Genomic DNA, 18368 nt, shown 5'->3' with positions numbered 1-18368 from the left:
TTTGGGCGCACTGTACATAAAAACCGTACGTCGCTCAAGGTAATGGTAAGAAATCTTAAGATTAACTTAGTTAATGGGTTACTTATTAAGGTTGTTCAGAAATATAAAAGCCCCTTGCGACTAAACCATCGCAGAAGGGGCTTCGAACGTTCGAACTTCAGTGTAATCAATACACCTTAGGCCGTTTTATTAATTAAACACGACCTTGCAACGGAATGATCGTCACTGTTTCACCAACTTTCACGGTATCAACCGATGGTGAAATTTCAATTAAGCAGTTTGCTTCACTCATTGAGCGCAGAATGCCTGAGCCTTGTTTACCCGTTGTCTTAACTTCAAGTACACCAGATTCGTTCATAGTGAATACACCACGGCTAAATTCAGTTCGGCCTTGGCGAGAACGTAATTGCTCAGTTGCTACCGCATTCGCTTTTACTGGTGTCCAGTTTGTTTGACCTTGCAGCTTACGAATCGCTGGCTCAACAAAGTTAATGAACGACACCATTACGGCAACTGGATTACCCGGTAAGCCGAAGAATGGCTTGTCTTCAATTTTACCGTAAGCAAGAGGGCGCCCCGGGCGCATGTTGATACGCCAGAAGTTAATCTCTCCTAGTTTATCTAACGCAAGCTTAATGTAGTCGGCATCACCAACAGACACGCCACCAGAAGTCAGAACCATATCGGTTTCAAGCGACGCAGCGTGCAGTACATCCATCATCTTTTGTTCGTCATCTTCAATGATGCCGTAATCAACGATGTCACAGCCAAGCTTTTGCAGCATGCCGATAATAGTAAAACGGTTTGAGTCATAGATAGAGTTTGGTTTTTGCTCACTTCCCGGTGCTTGAACTTCATCACCCGTCGAGAACACGCCCACTTTCACTTTACGCAGAACAGGGCAGGTGCCGAAACCCAGTGATGCCATCATACCCATTTCTGGTGATTCGATTCGTGTGCCACGAGTAAAGACAGGTTGGCCGATTTCAAGATCTTCACCCGCCATACGGACATTCTGTCCTACTGAGATTTTCGCATCTGGGAAGCTAACAATGTCACCTTCTTGAACAGCCTGCTCACGCATCACAACCACATCAACACCTTCCGGCATTGGTGCACCTGTCATGATCTTAACCGCTTCACCTTGTTGAACGGTCTTGTTGTAGCTGTGTCCTGCCATCACTTCAGCAACAACATGGTAGCTATCCAGTTCTAAATCTTCACTACGAATGGCGTAGCCGTCCATTGCAGAGTTCGTGTTCTGAGGTACATTGATTGGTGAGATAACATCTTCCGCTAATACGCGACCATACCCTTGTTCTAAGGCAACAGATTCCGTCAGCTCTAATGCATCAATACTATCAACAATCTTTTGCTGACCTTGAGTCACGGAAAGACCTGCAGGAGAGAAAGAGTCACAACACACAACTGGCGTGTTGTCTTTCGATGATGCACACGAAGCGACTTTACTTGTTTTCGAAACTGGATCGAACGATTGTGCATAGTCGATGATGAAATCACGAATCGCTTCTAAGTCGCTGATCGCCATTTGTGGCAGGTCAGATTCGACTTTGCTGTCGGCTGCGATAGCAATGATGTTGTCATCATTTGGATAAAGCCAAGGTTTACCCACTTCATCACGGTGAAGCTCGATTTTAGGAAAAGCGATGTTCTTGCAGCCTTCAACCAAAATCAAATCTAACGTGTTGGTATCGAAACGGGTAAGCAGATAATCAAAGTCAGCTTCGGCTTCTGGCGTTTCTGTCATCATTACATGACGGTTACGAGAGCTGATCAACATTTGGTTTGCGCCCGCTTTACGTAAGCGATAGCTGTCTTTGCCCGGCTTATCGACATCAAAATCGTGGTGAGCATGTTTAAGAACGCCAACTTTCAAACCTGCGTCGGTTAACAAAGGTAACAGGGCTTCAAGTACCGTTGTTTTACCTGTGCCGCTGTAGGCAGCAAAACCTAATAACGGCAGGTTAGGGCGTTGTTTTGAATCTTTCATTATTGAAGCGTTCCGAATTGGGTGAGTTCTTCTGGCGTATTAAGGTTTACAAAGCAATTTGGTGCATCGCTGAAGTCGACGTACTCAGTGACGCACTCTTTATAGAGCAAGATTATCTTGCGATCGCCACGCTCTAAAAAGGCTTCTAGCTTTGGAAGAACACGCTTGTGGAATAGGGTAAATACCGGTTGTTTGAATTCGCCATCGTGAGCCACAAGAATGTCACTATCTTCTTTTACCGCCGCACAAAAGCGCTCTACAAGATCATCACTAATTTGTGGACTGTCACATGGGACAAAACCGACCCAATCAGTGGTCGCATTTTTAAGACCAGCATGAATACCGCCCAATGGCCCCGGATAATCAGGGAACGAATCGGAAACAACCGGAGCGAATGCTTGGTAACTGTCGAGGTTACGGTTGGCATTGATGGTGATGCTGACATCTTGTTGTGACAGCTTGTCTAAAACGTATTGAATAAGCGGGGAACCGTTGAGCTCAACGAGTCCTTTATCTTTTCCGCCCATACGGCTGGCTTGTCCGCCAGCCAAAATAACCCAACTAGTTTGCGTTGGAAGCAGCATAAATATTCTCTTGTGCTTTGTTCTTTTTAATTACTTGCAGAAGCGGTGACTCAGCTAGCGTGTTATCTTTGATCCACCATTGCTTCTTGCACAAATCGGTTAACGCGTTGGTTTGGTGACTGGTAATGACTAAACTCGCGCCTCTCTGAAGAAGATCTTCGGCCATAATCACCAATCTTTCAATAGATTCTTTGTCTAAAGAAGCACTTGGCTCATCCATCAGCAAAATTGATGGCTTGAGAATCCAAGCTCGTGCCATTGCTACGCGTTGACGTTCACCACCAGACAACACAGAAATATGTTCATCTGCTAGGGTTTCTAAACCTACCATCCTCAACGCATTAATTATTTGAGCTCGCTTATCTTTTTGGCTCTCTTTACTAAAGCGAATCCCATAAGCGACATTTTGGTACACAGAACCATCAAATAGGTAAGGTGTTTGATGTAGATAGATGATGTCTTTAAATTTTAGTCTAGGGAACAGGTTATGTTGCCAACTTTGTGTCGGTGACTGAATACGGCCAGAAGTCGGCTTAATCAATCCAGACAGAATTTTTAATAGAGTGGTTTTTCCTACACCGTTATCGCCCTTAAGATAAATCGCATCGTTCGGACCGATCGACAATTCAGGGATGTGGAACAAAACACGCTCTTTGTAGCGCATTGAAATTTGCTGCGTTGTTATTTTTATACTCATGACAGCGTTCCTAAGTTCTTAAATAGCCTTTTCCTCTCACACTAGAAAGGAAAAAGTTAAGGGCTAATGCCAATGCCAATAAAACCATGCCTAACGCCACACCTTGAGCGAAAGCACCTTTGTGACTTTCCATTGCAATAGCGGTAGGGATGTTTCTTGTCATTCCCATAATGTTTCCGCCAACCATCATTGAACAACCCACTTCAGTGACGATGCGAGAAAACGCAGCAATGACTGCCGCCAGTAGAGGAAAACGAGTTTCCCAAATCAAGGTGCAGGCAACGCGAGTGGTTGAAACTCCCAGAGTGCGTGCCGTTTCGACAGCTCGGCGATCACTGGCTTGCAGCGCACCGTGCATCATGGCAACTAGAATAGGAAAGCAGATCAGCATCTGACCTAGAATCATAGCCTTTTGAGTGAACAGCAATTGCCAGTCGCCCAATGGGCCAGAACGAGAGAGCATCATGTACATCAATAAGCCAATAACCACGGTTGGTATTGCTTGCAATGTGTTGATTACAGAGAGTAACGCCCATTTCCCAGGGAATTCCGTGTAGGCCAATAAGAAAGCCATGATGATAGAGGGAACAATTACCAGAGAGATGGCGGACAAAGATACGCTGAAGGACACCGCGACAATTTGCCACAGGTCGTGGTCAAAATTCACCAGTAAATTCAATGCATCTAGCGTTGTTTGCCATAAGGTCATGAAGTATCTCGTGTGAATCGATAATAGGTTTTTATCGGTAATGACTGATGTTAATCATAGCTGACACAATATTAATGAGCCTTATTGGCCAGCTATTATTTCTGTACTTGTTTGGTTTGCTGACTCGTTAAGCGTAGTGCTATTTGGGAAAGAGTGAACCTTTAACCCTATTTAGCACAACGTAGCGAGCGACAAACTACTCAGCACTCGCAACAAACAGTTGCTTGCCGTGCAGCTTAAAGTCGTTGATCAGTTTTTGACCTTTAGGGTTAACCAACCAATCGCTGAACGTTTTTGCTGCTTGGTAGTGAATGCTTGGGTAACGCTCTGGGTTAACTAGAATTACTTGGTAAGGGTTGAATAGGTTTTCGTCACCTTGGAAAAGGATTTTTAGGTCCAATTTGTTTTGGTAAGCCAGCCAAGTACCACGGTCAGTCATTGTGTAACCTTGCATTTCTGACGCCATGTTTAGAGTAGGGCCCATGCCTTGACCAACGCTGCGGTAGCCGCCAAAGTTTGGCTCCATCTTAGTTTGAGCCCAGATACCCATCTCTTTCTTATGTGTACCTGAATCATCACCACGAGACACAAACGTTACATTGTTTGTCGCAATCGCTTTAAATACATCCGCCACTGCTTTTTGAGATTCAACTTTCGCTGGGTCACTTTCAGGGCCAACGATCACAAAGTCGTTGTACATCAATTTACGAGGTAAAACGCCGTAGCCTTTCTCAACAAAGTTAGCTTCTGCTTTTGGTGCGTGTGTCATCACCAAATCCACATCACCGTTTTCACCCATGCGAAGTGATTTACCAGTACCTGCCGCTAAAACATCGACTTTGATACCCGAATCTTTTTCGAATTCAGGCAGTAGATAATCCAGTAAGCCAGAATGATAAGTGCTTGTCGTTGTCGCAAGCTTGATATGAGTGGTGTCTTCTGCGCTGCTAGCCGAGTAACTGACGATAGATAGAGCTGCAATAGTTAGGGGAATTGCTTTCATTATTATTATGTCCATTTTGTTAGAAATGAATGACATGTCTTCAGTTTTAAAGGGCTCAAAGAAGGACATGTGCATAAGATGCTAATTATAGTAATTAGAAATCCTCTCCCTATAAGCAATCTTAATGCCAACAAATAATGCATCAAGTCTCATTAAATTGCTGTTATTTCGGACAAAACTGCGTCATTTCGCTAGGTAAAATCAACCAAAACATGAGCTAGGACAAAATGTCGCACATTGTCCCTGTTGAACAAAAGGTTAATTGGTACACTCTGTCCCAACTTTCCCTTTCGGCTGATCATTATGTCTTTACCTAGTTCAAACGCCTCTAACCTCAATCCAAGCACCTTGACTCAATATCAGGCGTTTTCGGTCCTGGTGGTCGATGATGAAATTGGCATGCAGGCAATTTTAAAGAAAGCACTAGGTAAGTACTTTGGCAAGGTGTCGAGTGCAGGCTCTGTAGAAGAAGCAGAAACGCTACGTTGCAATGAACACTTCGACCTGATCGTTCTCGATATTAATCTTCCTGGTCGCTCTGGTATTGAGTGGGAAGAAGCCTTCAATGATAGCGACCGAAAAGCAGATGTTATCTTTATGACTGGCTATGCCGATCTGGAAATGACCATATCAGCACTCAAGCTCGGTGCTTCAGATTTCATTTTAAAGCCATTCAACTTAGAACAGATGATACAAGCTGTACTTCGTTGTATGGATAAGCGCCTTGACCAAAGAATGCAGTACGCGTTGAAGCGTGATGTCAGCCGCCACATCAAAACCGAGATTATTGGTAACTCAGATAAGACCAAACAACTTAAGCTTCTTATTAGCCAATTTGCTCCATCACGAGCGTCTGTGTTGGTAGAAGGTGAGTCTGGTACCGGTAAAGAGTTGGTTGCACGTGGTGTTCATGAAGCCAGTAAACGAACTGGACCATTTGTCCCAATCAACTGTGGTGCGATTGCTCCAGAGCTTCTTGAAAGTGAATTATTTGGTCACACCTCTGGTGCCTTTACTGGCGCGAAGAAGAATCGCGAAGGTTTATTCAGAGTGGCTAACGGCGGTACATTATTTCTTGATGAAATTGGCGAAATGCCGCTGCCTATGCAAGCTGCACTGCTGCGAGTGCTCGAGCAACGTACCATTCGCCCCGTCGGTAGCGAGAAAGAGATATCCGTAGACGTTCGTGTTGTCGCGGCAACCAACAGGAATCTTCAAGAAGAAGTCGAGAAAGGGCACTTCCGTCGCGATCTATTTTACCGACTTAATGTACTCAAGATTGATGTGACTCCTTTACGCGAACGACCATCCGATCTGAATGAGCTTGTTCCATATTTCACGCGCCTGTTATCGAGTGAATTAGGTATGCCGATACCTAATTGGGCACATGAAGATATCTTAGCGATGAATGAATACGAATGGCCGGGCAATATTCGCGAGCTTAAAAACCTCGTGGAGCGCTGCATTCTGTTAGACAAGCCACCAGCTCACTATTGGCGAGAGATAAATGGCGACCCAGCACCTGCGAGCATTTCAGTGACGGTGTCACATGGTGCTGAAGTGCCGAACTTGAATACAACGGACGCTGCTGAAGGCTATCCAAACACTTGGACACTTAAAGAAGTGGAGAAAGCACATATCGAACAACTTGTGAGTTTTCACGATGGTAATAAGTCTGCAGCGGCAAGAGACCTTGGCGTTGCACGCAAAACCTTAGAACGCAAATACAAAGACTGGAACACAGAAGGCTCAGAATATGCCGATTAGACGTCAGTGGTGGGCAAAGTGGGCGTTCCGCTTCAAAACCATGGTGCGCTACCGTTTACTGTTTCTCACGTCAGCACCGATCTTTCTTACACTGTGTGCGCTCGTTGCGATCACCTTTTATTGGTCTGTTCACTATACGTGGCAAGGCGCTTTGATCGATGTTGATGAACGTCTCGACGTCGCAGACAACAGTATTCATCTGATTCAAAACCAGCAAGCTTATAACGTGCGCGCATTTGCTGAGTCTTACAACTTTCGAATGAAGCTTGCGAGCCACGTGCCTCAAGATGAACTCATTCGTTGGGTCTCAGAGAATAAGTCACGATATGAGCTCGATTTTTTACGCTGGCGCAGCGTAGAAAACATGGAAAAGAAGCTTGAATATCTGAATCTCACACATAAATCATCGTTTTTCAGTGTGTTAGACAGAAATGAACTCGATTACTTAGATCGTGATCTTGCAAAAAAGGCAGAGGTTCCGATGCTTAATGGTCATGATGTTGAAACACGTGGCTTGGTTAGCCGTACTGTCGTATCCATTAAAGATAAACATGATCATGTGATCGGCTTTCTTGATGGCGGGATCTTGTTGAATAACAGCACTCAGTTGGTCGATCAAATCAGCAACCTGATCTATCCGCAGAGAGAGGGCTTCAACCGTCATGTAGGAACCGTCACCGTATTTCTTGACGACCTTCGTGTGAGCACTAACGTACCATTAAGCAGTGAAGACAGTGTAGGGCGTGCAATTGGTACGCGAGTTTCTCACGAGGTTCACTCTAAAGTCTTAAACGAGGGCAAAGAGTGGCTCGACAGAGCATATGTATACGATGCATGGTACATCACGGCTTATCAACCAATTCACGACCAGTTTGGCAACGTGATCGGCATGCTATATACGGGTTACCTAATCTGGCCGCTCATTGAAACCTACCTGACTAACCTTGGCGAAATCAGTATAACTATCGTTCTGTTGTTGCTGGTTTCAGGTTTGATCGTTCACAGAGGTGCGCGCGATCTTTTCAACCCTATCGAACGCATTCATAAAGTGGTGAAGCTAGTACAGATGGGGCAAGACAAGCGAATTGGTACGTTAGGACTGGATGATCAACATGAGCTTACCTTACTTGCTAAACAATTCGACAAGATGTTGGATCTGCTGCATGAGCGCAATCAAGAGATTCAACAAGCGGCGTTAGAACTCGAGTGTAAAGTCCATTCTCGCACCGCTAGTTTGAAAGAGAAAACCGAAGAACTCGAGCTGCATATCAAGCTGCTAAATCAAGCTAGAGATAAGCTGGTGGTCAATGAGAAACTGGCAGCGCTCGGTGAGCTAACCGCAGGTATTGCTCACGAGATCAACAATCCAACAGCGGTAATCCTTGGCAACGTTGAGTTGATGAAATTTGAACTAGGGGATGAAGTAAGCCGTGTCGAAGAAGAAGTCCATGCCATCATGGAGCAAATCGACCGAATCCGAAATATTACGCGAAGCTTGCTTCAATACAGCCGACACGGTGGCGTGCAGGATGAGATCACGTGGCAACACATCAACCCGATCGTCGATGAAAGTATCACGCTCGTGAAAACTGGGGCGAAAAAGCGCGGCATGGTTTACGTTTCGAACTTAAACGCTAAAACATCGGTTGAAGTAAATCGAAACCAACTGCTGCAGATTCTGGTCAACCTACAAATGAATGCTATTCATGCAATGGACGGGCAGGGAACATTAACAATCTCGAGTGAAGATTGGGTAGAAAACGGCGTGTCTCATGGCGCTATCGTGCATGTTGAAGACGAAGGTTGTGGCATCAAAGAAGAGCAGTTAAAGCGCATCTTCTCGCCATTCTATACAACGAAACGCGACGGGACTGGCTTAGGCTTATCTGTATCTCAAAGTATCTTAAGTCAAATTGGTGGCGAGATACGCGTAGAATCAGAAGTGGGTAAAGGAAGCCGCTTTAGTATCTACCTTCAGCAAAAAGCGACACCACAGTTATTGGTGTCTAACCTCTAAACCTGCTACGGCTATCGTTTGATGGTTGTCCTAGCTCGCTTGAGCTGTTGTTTTTACATTCAGCCCAAGCACGAAAATCCCGCACTACTAAACTATCACCAATCAAACCTCAACCTCTGCCTGTTTGACCTATACCTCTTTTTGATTATGTAACACAGTGTATATTTAGTGTTCTTGATGCATATCATCTGAACTGTACAAAATTTTGATAACTTGGTCGAAAATCCATAATCAAAACAAATAATAAAGTCAGTCAGCTATGAAATTAAGTAACTTATCTATCAAGTCAAAACTCGCCTCAATTGTCGTTCTATCGGTTGTACTGCTAGTAATGGCATCTACATTTAACCTCATGCAGCAAAGAGCCAGCTCTATGGAAGAGCGGCAAGATAAGCTCAGTGCTCAAGTTGAAACCGCAGTAAGCTTAGCCGGCTATTACTACAGCCAACGTAGTGTACTAGGTGAAGAAGTCGCAAAGGAGCGAGCGCTACAAGCCATTAAGACGCTTCGTTATGACAACACCAATTACTTCTGGATCCTTAACCAACAACTCAACATTATTAGTCATCCGCTCAAGCCTGAGCTTAATGGTACCAACGCAGGTAATTTGAAAGACGGAGCAGGAAAGCACCATTGGCGTGAAATGGTGACGATCTCACGCTCTCCTCAAGAGAAAGGCTTTCTTGATTACCAGTGGATGAGCCCTCAAGGTGAGCTAAAAGATAAAATCTCTTACGTACAACTTTTCCCTGAGTGGAACTGGATTATTGGCTCAGGAATACTGGTCGCTGATATTCAAGAGGCTTTCTACGCATTAGCACTTAAAGAAGGCATGGTCGCAGTTGTTTTATCAGGCTTACTGTTTGCGATGGGTTATGCGATTTCAAATAACATAATCGTCCCGCTTAACAAGCTCATCGATAACACGCATAAAATTGCCGATGGTGACCTTCGTGTTCGTATGAATATGACACGTAAAGATGAGTTGGGCGATATGAGCCACCAGATTGACACCATGCTCGACAAACTGCAAACAACGCTTCGTACAGCAAACGAGTCTGCGGATCTGTCTAGTAATATGGCAAGTCATATCGCTCAGGCCAGTGAAGAAGCAGCAACCAGTGTGAATTCGCAACATGCACAGCTTGAACTGTTATCGACCGCAATGACAGAGATGAGCGCGACCATTTCAGATGTCGCGATGAATGCAGAAAACACCGCCGCGAGTACCAACAAAGTGGTCGATCACGCTAACCAAAATGATGAAAACATGAAGGTAACGGCAACGACCATATCTCAAGTATCTGAGAACATTTCAACTGCAAATAACTTGGTCAGAGACCTTCAATCTGGTGTCACCGAGATAAGCCAAGTGGTTGGGGTAATTCGCGATGTATCAGAACAAACCAATTTACTGGCACTCAACGCTGCGATTGAAGCAGCACGTGCAGGGGAACAAGGGCGCGGTTTTGCTGTAGTTGCTGATGAAGTTCGTAACCTAGCAAGTCGCACGCAAAATTCTACCAACGAAGTGCAATCGACCATTGAGAAGCTAACACAACAAGCCGAACGTACATTTAATGCTATGCAAAGCAGCAACGAAAAAGTGGACCACAGCGTCGTTGCATCTAGTGAGACACGCCAGCAACTCGATGTGATTGTGAATGAGCTACACAACGCCAATGATATGGTCTCGCAAATTGCTGCAGCGTCTGAGCAGCAGAGCACAGTAGCAACAGAGATGAGTGAGAGTGTTACTGGTATTCATTTGGCCGCTAACGAAGTCCTACAGGCTTCACAATCGCTGGCTGAAGACAGTCAGAAGATGGCAAACACCACTGAACATCTCACAGAACAGTTGAAGTACTTTAAGGTTTAGCGCTTTTCGCCAGAAACTTATGGAGCCATAGCGCCGTAGAATCAATAGTTGTTACATAGGCGGCAACCATAAAAAACACCTCCGAATCTTATTCAAGTGCGGAGGTGTTTTTGTTTCGAACAATCGAGTAATCAACCTAAAACTATGAGTGAGCAGCCACCGATATTTTAGGTGGGTTGATGTTGTGTTTCTTAAACTCTTTCATGACACGAAGCGTAATATCTGTCTCGAACAGTTTCTCATAAGCTGTATCCACCACATAAGCCTTACAGGTTAGCTGTATTGCTAGGTAGTTGTCAGTAATGGTCTGTTTCACCAATACCGTCACAGGCTTAGGTAGGTGGATGTAACGGCTTGATGAGGCCGCTTCCTGTATCAGATCACGGGCGAGGGTGATGTCCTCATCCATACCGACGTAAAACGGAATCACTACCTGCATATCCAACGCGCCATAGTTACCACTGGTGGTGACTTCGTTTAAGAACTTGTTGTTCGGAATCGTGATGATGTCGTCATTCAAAGTTCTCATACGTACCGAGCGTAAACCGATAGTAATAATGTCGCCGTAGTTACCTTCAAACGTGACGCGGTCACCTACCTGAAATGGTCTGTCAATCATAACGGTGATACCCGCGATGAAAGAGGCCGCCAAGTCTTTAAGCGCAAAGCCGACCGACACGGCAAGAGTACCGCCAATCAGAGCCAAGATTTGGTCGTTGATACGGAAACTCATCATGAACACGATAAGACCCGTGCTCACATAAATGAAGAACTGCATGAACGATTGAAGCTTTTGCAACAGCATTCGATATTGAACGAACTGACTACCAAAGCTTGTCACCATTGAGTTAATGAACTTCAATAATAACCACATCGCTGCAATGACGATGATGGAGAAGAACACGCCACTCCAACGAACCAAGCTCGCGATCTTCGAAATGTTTTCTACATTGGCTAACTCTTCTGTCGCATAAGTCGGGAAACTTACCGCCGTTGCCAAGCCAACAAATAACAGGACAAATAACTTCTTCATTTTACTTCACCAATAAATGTTGACGGTCGAGAACGTTAGTAATGTGTCGGAACCAGTGGTCGGAAATTTTCGCCTTGTCTTCATTCCAACCAATGTAACCACGGCTTTCAAAATAGCGAAGAATACCGGTGACTTCAGCAATACTTAGCTGAGTACACTCTGATAGCACCTCGGTAGACGCGATCTCTAACTGAACGATAGAGCGAAGGACCGCCAACATTGGTTTTGGCATGTTCTCTAGTTCTTGCGCCTCGGGTACGTGGAAAAGCCTTACCACCGCTTGGTCTGTCTCTTTATTTCTATTTAAAGAGAGACGGAAGAAGCGCAGTGCAACGGTTGGGTTACCATCGGAGTAGTGCCACAAGATACGATAGAAACCTTGGCGCGCGCGCTCTTCTTCGCTCATGTCATCTTGGTCCCACTGTTTTGGTACCACTAAACCATCAAACGACAATGGCTTATCGAGTTCAGTATTGATACGGCTGGTTAGCAACTCGCCAACTTGTTTCTCAGTCCAACGTGGAAGGAAACAAACCAAATCAAACAATAGACGCTCGCCACGAGCTCGGTCGACAAATCGCCAGCTAGACTTGGCAATCGACATCACGATTCTGTGGTTCTTCTTCGAACGACGAAGTAAGTTAGTTAATCGAATCAGATCAGAAAGACCACCAACCATTGGTTTAACTAGGCGCTGGGCATTATCAATTGCAATCAGATAAGTCGTTTCGCTCTTACGAAGATGTGCCAAGATTTGAATCTCAGTTGCGTCTTCTTCTAAGCCGATGCTTACTGCTAGGTGACACAGTAATTCTTGGTAACCCGCGTAAGGGCAACTAACGTAAATTGGTTCTGCATTCGATACCTTGTGCAGTAGGGTATACAGAAGCGTTGTTGCACCCACGCCACGTTCACCAGAAACAATACAAATCGCTGGGCTATCAGACATAAGATAACGAGACAGTTGTTTTACTTCATCGCCTGCATAGTCAATCAGCTCGCTGTCGATGGATCCAGGTAGAATGTATTCGTATGTCTGATCGCCTTTAATACGCACTAAGTTTTTCTGATTCTTATCAAGGTCAGACTGCTTAGCCACTTCAATCCTAAACAGGTAAGCCAGTGCTTGACTGAATACTGTGTAGTTCGAAAGCAGTGACATGATGCGATGCTGGAAGTGATAAACACTCAACCAAGCAATACCAAGCGCAGTCGCGATGATATTAAGTAAAAAAGTATCTTGGCGATTCACGGCCCAATTAACCCACACTGGGCGATCAGAGATATGTTCTAGGCTATTGAATACCTTCGCTCTCCATAATCGAAGTACCGAGATGGTCACCAACACAAACCAAAAGAATAGAACGCTGTAAATCCAACTGTAGATGGTGCCTTTACCCAGCGTGATGCTTGAGATTTGCAGAATCACACCAGCAACAATGAAACTCCATACGTAACGGCGAATCGTTGAAAGGCGTAGCGCAATGACTTCTTTGTTTGAGGTACGTCCCATGCGGTATGCAAACTCAAGAATGAAGCTGATTGCGATCGAGCCACCTAAAATCCACCACGTGAAGATCTCAAGGAATATCAGATGTTGCAGGCTAGGGATACTTGATAGCACACGCAGAGACAGGGTGATAGCAATTAACCAAGCAATGGCTCTATCCGCACGGCTCACATACCAAATTAAACGAATCAGGAATGGAGGGTTTGGCTTCGCTTCGAGCAGGTTAACGCGAAACAGTTCGATCAACCTTTTACTGTTCGCTAACCACCACACCAGCGCAAAATAGATGAACAGCACTTTTAACGCTGCACCAATCACAGGCACCGGGGAAATGAAGATGTCTTTAATAAGCGCTTTGAAGCTGCGTATTTGGAAATACACCAAGTATTCGACGTTTAGCTTTGTCAGTTCCCACTCTTGTTTAAACTGGGTAACACCGTAAGGACCAAAACCGGTCAAGCGTTCTCTGTTACTTGTGGTGCTTTGCTCCAATAAGTGCTGCTTGCTCACATTCAAGCTGTTCAACGTGACGTAGCTAGACTCTACATCGAACCACTGTTTTGGCTCGCTGTTTTCTCGATAAGCCTTGAGTCGTTTATCGAACGTTGCGATTTGCTGATTCTGAACACGCAGCACTTCAGCGAGCAACAGATTTACCTTGCGCTTATCTGACGCCTCCATAAAAAGAGGGTCGGGAAGCTCATCGATACGATTACTCAGATCTTGGGCAATGTCAGAGACCTGAGGTTGTGATTGTAAGTCATATTCCAAGTTGGCATGACTCGGCCATGAGAGCATGGCTAATATGAGGAATAAGAAGCGCGGTAATGAACGCATAAAAGTCTCTTAGAATTATGAGGTTAGGATTACTATAGTTAGATAATCGAGCTTTGTGAAATCTCATGCATTAATGAGGGCGAGTACTTTATCCCCGAATCTTGGTGTTTTGTCATGAAACTGTCAGGCGTTAGACTAGTATTTGTGCATTAGAGGGTGTTGTGAATAGCTATGTATAAAGAAGCTTTGGCTGTAACGGGTTGTTATGCGATATATTAAATTATTTATAAGAGATATGTCTTTATATAAGGCGGATTTTACTCAGTGGCTCAATACTTTATATGTTGCACAGTTTGGCTATTTATCGCTCTATAAATAGAAATCAAAAATGTGAGTTATCTCAAACTATGATTTAGCTAGGTTATCGCTCACTTATTAGCGGGTAATTGCAATCAATACTTGCAGTTAAAGCCCTGAACAAGTAACGTTGCGGCGTTTTTCACATTAAAAAGGTAAAGGCATTGATCTCCACAGCAAATATCACCCAACAATTCGGCGCTAAGCCACTTTTCGAAAATATTTCAGTTAAGTTCGGCGAAGGTAACCGTTACGGTTTAATCGGCGCGAATGGCTGTGGTAAATCGACGTTCATGAAGATCCTATCTGGTGAACTTGAGCCGAGTGCTGGTAACGTAAGCTACGATCCAAACGAGCGCGTTGCAAAACTGAACCAAGACCAATTCGCTTACGAAGAATTCTCGGTAATCGACACAGTTATCATGGGTCACAAAGAGCTTTGGACTATTAAACAAGAGCGTGACCGCATCTATTCTTTGCCAGAAATGAGCGAAGAAGACGGCATGAAGGTAGCTGATCTTGAAGTTCAATTCGCTGAGATGGACGGTTACATGGCAGAAGCGAAAGCGGGTGAGCTTCTTCTTGCTGTAGGTATCGAAGAAGCACTTCACTTCGGCCTAATGAGCGAAGTAGCACCTGGTTGGAAACTTCGTGTGCTTCTAGCACAAGTTCTGTTCGCAGACCCGCACATCATGCTTCTTGACGAACCAACGAACAACCTGGACATGGATACCATCAAGTGGTTGGAAGATACGCTAAACCAACGTAACTGCACAATGATCATCATTTCGCACGACCGTCACTTCCTAAACTCTGTTTGTACGCACATGGCTGACCTTGATTACGGTGAACTTCGCCTATTCCCGGGTAACTACGATGAGTACATGACGGCTGCGACTCAAGCGCGTGAACGTCTACTGTCTGATAATGCTAAGAAGAAAGCACAAATTGCTGAACTTCAAACCTTCGTTTCTCGTTTCTCTGCTAACGCATCTAAAGCGAAGCAAGCAACGTCTCGTGCTAAGCAAATCGATAAGATTCAGCTTGAAGAAGTGAAAGCTTCTAGCCGTCAAAACCCATTCATTCGTTTTGAACAGTCTAAAGAGCTATTCCGCAACGCACTTGTGGTTGAAAACCTATCTCAAGGCTTCGAAGAAGACCTATTCAACAAGTTCGATGCGATCTTCGAAGTAGGTGAGCGCGTTGCGATCATCGGTGAGAATGGTGTGGGTAAAACAACACTTCTGAACACACTAGCTGGCGAACTTGAAGCTCGCACTGGTGAGTACAAGTGGTCTGAAAACTCAAACATCGGTTACTACGCTCAAGACCACGCACATGACTTCGAACAAGACATGAACCTGTTCGATTGGATGAGCCAATGGCGTCAAGAAGGTGAAGACGAGCAGGTAGTTCGTGGCTTCCTAGGTCGTATGCTATTTGGTCAAGACGACATTAAGAAATCAGTTAAGGTAATTTCTGGTGGTGAGCAAGGTCGTATGCTTCTTGGTAAGATCATGATGCACAAGCCAAACATCCTACTTATGGATGAACCAACTAACCACATGGATATGGAATCTATCGAAGCGCTTAACTTGGCTCTTGAGAACTACAAAGGCACATTGTTCTTCGTATCTCACGACCGTGTATTCGTAGACTCTCTAGCAACGCGTATCCTTGAAATCAAAGATGGCAAGATCAACGATTTCCGTGGTACTTACGCTGAATTCCTAAAAGCACGTGGCTAATCTAGACTAGTGCTTCGGACAACCGCTGTTTATAGACACCTGTAGTCTGCAGATAACAGAAAGTGTCCTTATAGAATTAAAACGCCCTTATCAGCATAAAGCGATAAGGGCGTTTTTTATTACCTACAGTTTATGCAGAGGTGGTGACAGCCCACAACAAAGTAGGCTACACATCAGTATTTAAACTGAGCCACAATCTTCTCTAACTTCACACTCACGCTCGATACCTGCTCACTACAACGCACTGATCCTGATACTACGGTATGTGTATTACTTGCTAGATGAGCGATGTCGCTGATGTTTCGGTCGATCTCCGCAGATACCATGGATTGTTCTTCAGATGCTGTCGCTATCTGACTGTTAAGGTCGAACATCTCTCCGACTTGAAAGTGGATACCTTCAATCGCATTGACCACATCTTTAGTCTGGTGCTTAACTTGTTCGGTTTGCTCCAAGCTTGCCGACATCTTAGCGACTGTCTTGGCAATGCCGGACGTTAAACCATGAATGGTCGATTCAATTTGATGGGTTGAGTCGTTAGTCATTAAAGAAAGCTCTCTCACTTCAGAGGCGACCACCGCAAAGCCTCGTCCATGATCGCCTGCTCGTGCAGCTTCAATCGCAGCGTTAAGCGCAAGTAGGTTAGTTTGTTCGGCAATTCCCTGAATCGTCGTTACCACTTGATTGATTTCACGGCTCTGTTCTTCAAGCTGCACGATTAGGTCTTGCGACTCTGCAATGTTTTCAACCAACACATTGATACTCGCATCTGTTAAGTGTGTTTCTTGTAATGCTTGATGGGCGTTATCTTTAATTTTCTCTGCATTAGTTGCGGCATTTTCTATATTGGCTGTGACCTCGTTACTGGTCATCACCAGTTCGTTCACAGCGGTCGCGACGGACTCCGATTGTTGTTTCTGTTTCTCAGCATTACTCATGCTTTTGATCGCGGCTTCTTCAGAGCTACATGAACTCTCTGTCAACACTGTCATAACTCCCGACAACTCTTTAATGTTGCCGTGCAGCTTGTTGATGAAGGTATCAAACGAGTGAGCAAGTTGAGCGAGCTCGTCGTTACCTTTAGCGTTCATTCGCACCGTTAAATCACCATCGCCATTGGCAATCGACTCCATCATCACGTTTATCGCTTTGATACGACCCAAGATATTGCGACCGATGAACACCAACAGCAAAGAAAGCAACGCAACAATAGCGGCGCCAAACAGATGCAACATATTTTGTGTGTGCCTAACTGCCACTGTAATTGCATGGCTTATCTCATTCTGCACTTCTTCAATGGCTTGTTCCGTTTTATGGACATTGCTACGTAATGCGCCTCTAAGCCCCAACTCTGCAGACAAGCCTAGATTGCTGTTAGCAACCAACAGAGTTTCAACTGCAGCCTTATATTCGGAATAGGCTTGTTCAGTCGCAATCGAGGTTTGGGAGTAGGGTTCAAACTCAACAAGAGCATTGGTTAACGCCGCATTCGTTTCGCTATTAATATGAGCGAGGTAATGGAAGTCTTTTTCGATCAGTTCTAACAACGCAAGTTCCAGTGCCAAGCTTGATTCTGATTCGATTACTGATTTCAGCGCTGTTCTTTTTCCATCAAGAGCGCCGACAAAGCCCAAAGGTGGGGTTGTACGTTCAATGTCGTTCACTTGATTGACGATCTGGTGGAACTGTTTCTGGTACTGATGAAGGGTATCGGAGATCTTGGTCATTTGCTCGGTCAGGTGAAGTTCGTGCGAGGTGAGAGTTTGGTTCAACGTCACCAATCTTTGATTCAATATGTCGGCGGTTTTATCGAAACGCTCTGCGTATTTTTGATCGTGGCGAGACAAGAAGTCTTTCTCATGTCGCCTAAGCGTTAATAAATCTACTGAGCTTCTGAGGTTTTCGGTCGCAGCGATCTCCAATGATTCCAATTTGTCTAAACTAAGTTGCTCGTAGACGGCATAGATAAAAACAGAAATAAACAGGGTGAGGTTGATTAAAATAAACTTACTGCGAATAGAAAGAGACAGCAGAGGATGCTGAGGTTCCGATGGATTACTCATGGTTAATTCCCTTTAAGCCGGTGACGTTGATATTCATCTTTAATTTGTATTAATAGATTCATTAAATTGACGAATATGTAACTAATAGCTTATTGGGGTGTTAAATCAAGATTTGTTTTAGGAAAAGCTAATTTAAGACATGATACGTGTAGGTTTAGATGGTCTGAAGCGTGAAACCTGTATCGGGAACGAATTGGGATAAAAACTGAAGAA

At 44.6% G+C, this 18368-nt stretch carries 12 protein-coding genes; 4 read left to right on the top strand and 8 right to left on the bottom strand.

Annotated elements, in window-relative coordinates; all coding sequences use genetic code 11:
* Positions 1–193: 193 nt before the first annotated feature.
* The 5 genes from F0232_RS14645 to F0232_RS14625 form a co-directional block, all read right to left on the bottom strand.
* Positions 194–2011, bottom strand: coding sequence for a bifunctional molybdopterin-guanine dinucleotide biosynthesis adaptor protein MobB/molybdopterin molybdotransferase MoeA (locus tag F0232_RS14645; protein WP_105057152.1), 1818 nt, complete (start codon positions 2009–2011; stop codon positions 194–196).
* A complete protein-coding gene (gene mobA / locus F0232_RS14640) occupies positions 2011–2595 on the bottom strand; it encodes a molybdenum cofactor guanylyltransferase MobA (RefSeq protein WP_105057153.1) in 585 nt (194 codons plus the stop codon). The genes F0232_RS14645 and mobA overlap by 1 nt, the downstream gene beginning before the upstream one ends.
* A complete protein-coding gene (locus F0232_RS14635) occupies positions 2573–3292 on the bottom strand; it encodes an energy-coupling factor ABC transporter ATP-binding protein (RefSeq protein WP_008217897.1) in 720 nt (239 codons plus the stop codon). Before F0232_RS14635 ends, mobA begins: the two co-directional genes overlap by 23 nt.
* 10 nt (positions 3293–3302) lie before the next feature.
* Positions 3303–4001 (bottom strand): ABC transporter permease, encoded by a 699-nt coding sequence (locus F0232_RS14630; RefSeq protein ID WP_008217899.1) that lies wholly within the window; start codon positions 3999–4001, stop codon positions 3303–3305.
* A 196-nt stretch (positions 4002–4197) separates the two neighbouring features.
* Entirely contained in the window at positions 4198–5004 is an 807-nt protein-coding gene (locus F0232_RS14625; RefSeq protein WP_061034058.1) for a substrate-binding domain-containing protein, read from the bottom strand.
* A gap of 303 nt (positions 5005–5307) precedes the next feature.
* Between F0232_RS14625 and F0232_RS14620 the strand changes: the two genes are divergently transcribed.
* From F0232_RS14620 to F0232_RS14610, 3 genes are all read left to right on the top strand, one after another.
* Positions 5308–6771 (top strand): sigma-54 dependent transcriptional regulator, encoded by a 1464-nt coding sequence (locus F0232_RS14620; RefSeq protein WP_105057154.1) that lies wholly within the window; start codon positions 5308–5310, stop codon positions 6769–6771.
* Complete coding sequence (locus tag F0232_RS14615) at positions 6761–8788, top strand: cache domain-containing protein (RefSeq protein ID WP_105057155.1); 2028 nt, start codon at positions 6761–6763, stop codon at positions 8786–8788. The genes F0232_RS14620 and F0232_RS14615 overlap by 11 nt, the downstream gene beginning before the upstream one ends.
* A gap of 259 nt (positions 8789–9047) precedes the next feature.
* Entirely contained in the window at positions 9048–10667 is a 1620-nt protein-coding gene (locus tag F0232_RS14610; RefSeq protein ID WP_105057156.1) for a methyl-accepting chemotaxis protein, read from the top strand.
* A 142-nt stretch (positions 10668–10809) separates the two neighbouring features.
* On the opposite strand, the gene F0232_RS14605 is transcribed toward F0232_RS14610, so the two are convergent.
* Entirely contained in the window at positions 10810–11700 is an 891-nt protein-coding gene (locus F0232_RS14605) for a mechanosensitive ion channel family protein (RefSeq protein ID WP_061034054.1), read from the bottom strand.
* A gap of 1 nt (position 11701) precedes the next feature.
* Positions 11702–14047, bottom strand: coding sequence for an ATP-binding protein (locus F0232_RS14600; protein WP_061034053.1), 2346 nt, complete (start codon positions 14045–14047; stop codon positions 11702–11704).
* A gap of 461 nt (positions 14048–14508) precedes the next feature.
* On the opposite strand from F0232_RS14600, the gene F0232_RS14595 reads away from it, so the two are divergent.
* Positions 14509–16092, top strand: a complete 1584-nt coding sequence (locus tag F0232_RS14595) for an ABC-F family ATPase (RefSeq protein ID WP_008217915.1) — start codon at positions 14509–14511, stop codon at positions 16090–16092.
* 173 nt (positions 16093–16265) lie between these two features.
* Here F0232_RS14595 and F0232_RS14590 read toward each other — a convergent pair whose 3' ends face one another.
* Positions 16266–18155 carry a methyl-accepting chemotaxis protein gene (locus F0232_RS14590; protein WP_105057157.1) on the bottom strand — a complete coding sequence of 630 codons (1890 nt, stop codon included), beginning with the start codon at positions 18153–18155 and terminating at the stop codon, positions 16266–16268.
* Positions 18156–18368 lie beyond the last annotated feature (213 nt).

This window comes from Vibrio sp. T3Y01, from assembly GCF_013114525.1.
GTDB classification, from domain to species: domain Bacteria; phylum Pseudomonadota; class Gammaproteobacteria; order Enterobacterales; family Vibrionaceae; genus Vibrio; species Vibrio chagasii_B.
This window is presented reverse-complemented; position numbering and strand designations above follow the sequence as displayed.

Coding starts and splice junctions, on each gene's coding strand:
- F0232_RS14645 (WP_105057152.1), bottom strand. CDS start 2,011: ATGAAAGATTCAAAACAACGCCCTAACCTGCCGTTATTAGGTTTTGCT.
- mobA (WP_105057153.1), bottom strand. CDS start 2,595: ATGCTGCTTCCAACGCAAACTAGTTGGGTTATTTTGGCTGGCGGACAA.
- F0232_RS14635 (WP_008217897.1), bottom strand. CDS start 3,292: ATGAGTATAAAAATAACAACGCAGCAAATTTCAATGCGCTACAAAGAG.
- F0232_RS14630 (WP_008217899.1), bottom strand. CDS start 4,001: ATGACCTTATGGCAAACAACGCTAGATGCATTGAATTTACTGGTGAAT.
- F0232_RS14625 (WP_061034058.1), bottom strand. CDS start 5,004: ATGAAAGCAATTCCCCTAACTATTGCAGCTCTATCTATCGTCAGTTAC.
- F0232_RS14620 (WP_105057154.1), top strand. CDS start 5,308: ATGTCTTTACCTAGTTCAAACGCCTCTAACCTCAATCCAAGCACCTTG.
- F0232_RS14615 (WP_105057155.1), top strand. CDS start 6,761: ATGCCGATTAGACGTCAGTGGTGGGCAAAGTGGGCGTTCCGCTTCAAA.
- F0232_RS14610 (WP_105057156.1), top strand. CDS start 9,048: ATGAAATTAAGTAACTTATCTATCAAGTCAAAACTCGCCTCAATTGTC.
- F0232_RS14605 (WP_061034054.1), bottom strand. CDS start 11,700: ATGAAGAAGTTATTTGTCCTGTTATTTGTTGGCTTGGCAACGGCGGTA.
- F0232_RS14600 (WP_061034053.1), bottom strand. CDS start 14,047: ATGCGTTCATTACCGCGCTTCTTATTCCTCATATTAGCCATGCTCTCA.
- F0232_RS14590 (WP_105057157.1), bottom strand. CDS start 18,155: ATGAGTAATCCATCGGAACCTCAGCATCCTCTGCTGTCTCTTTCTATT.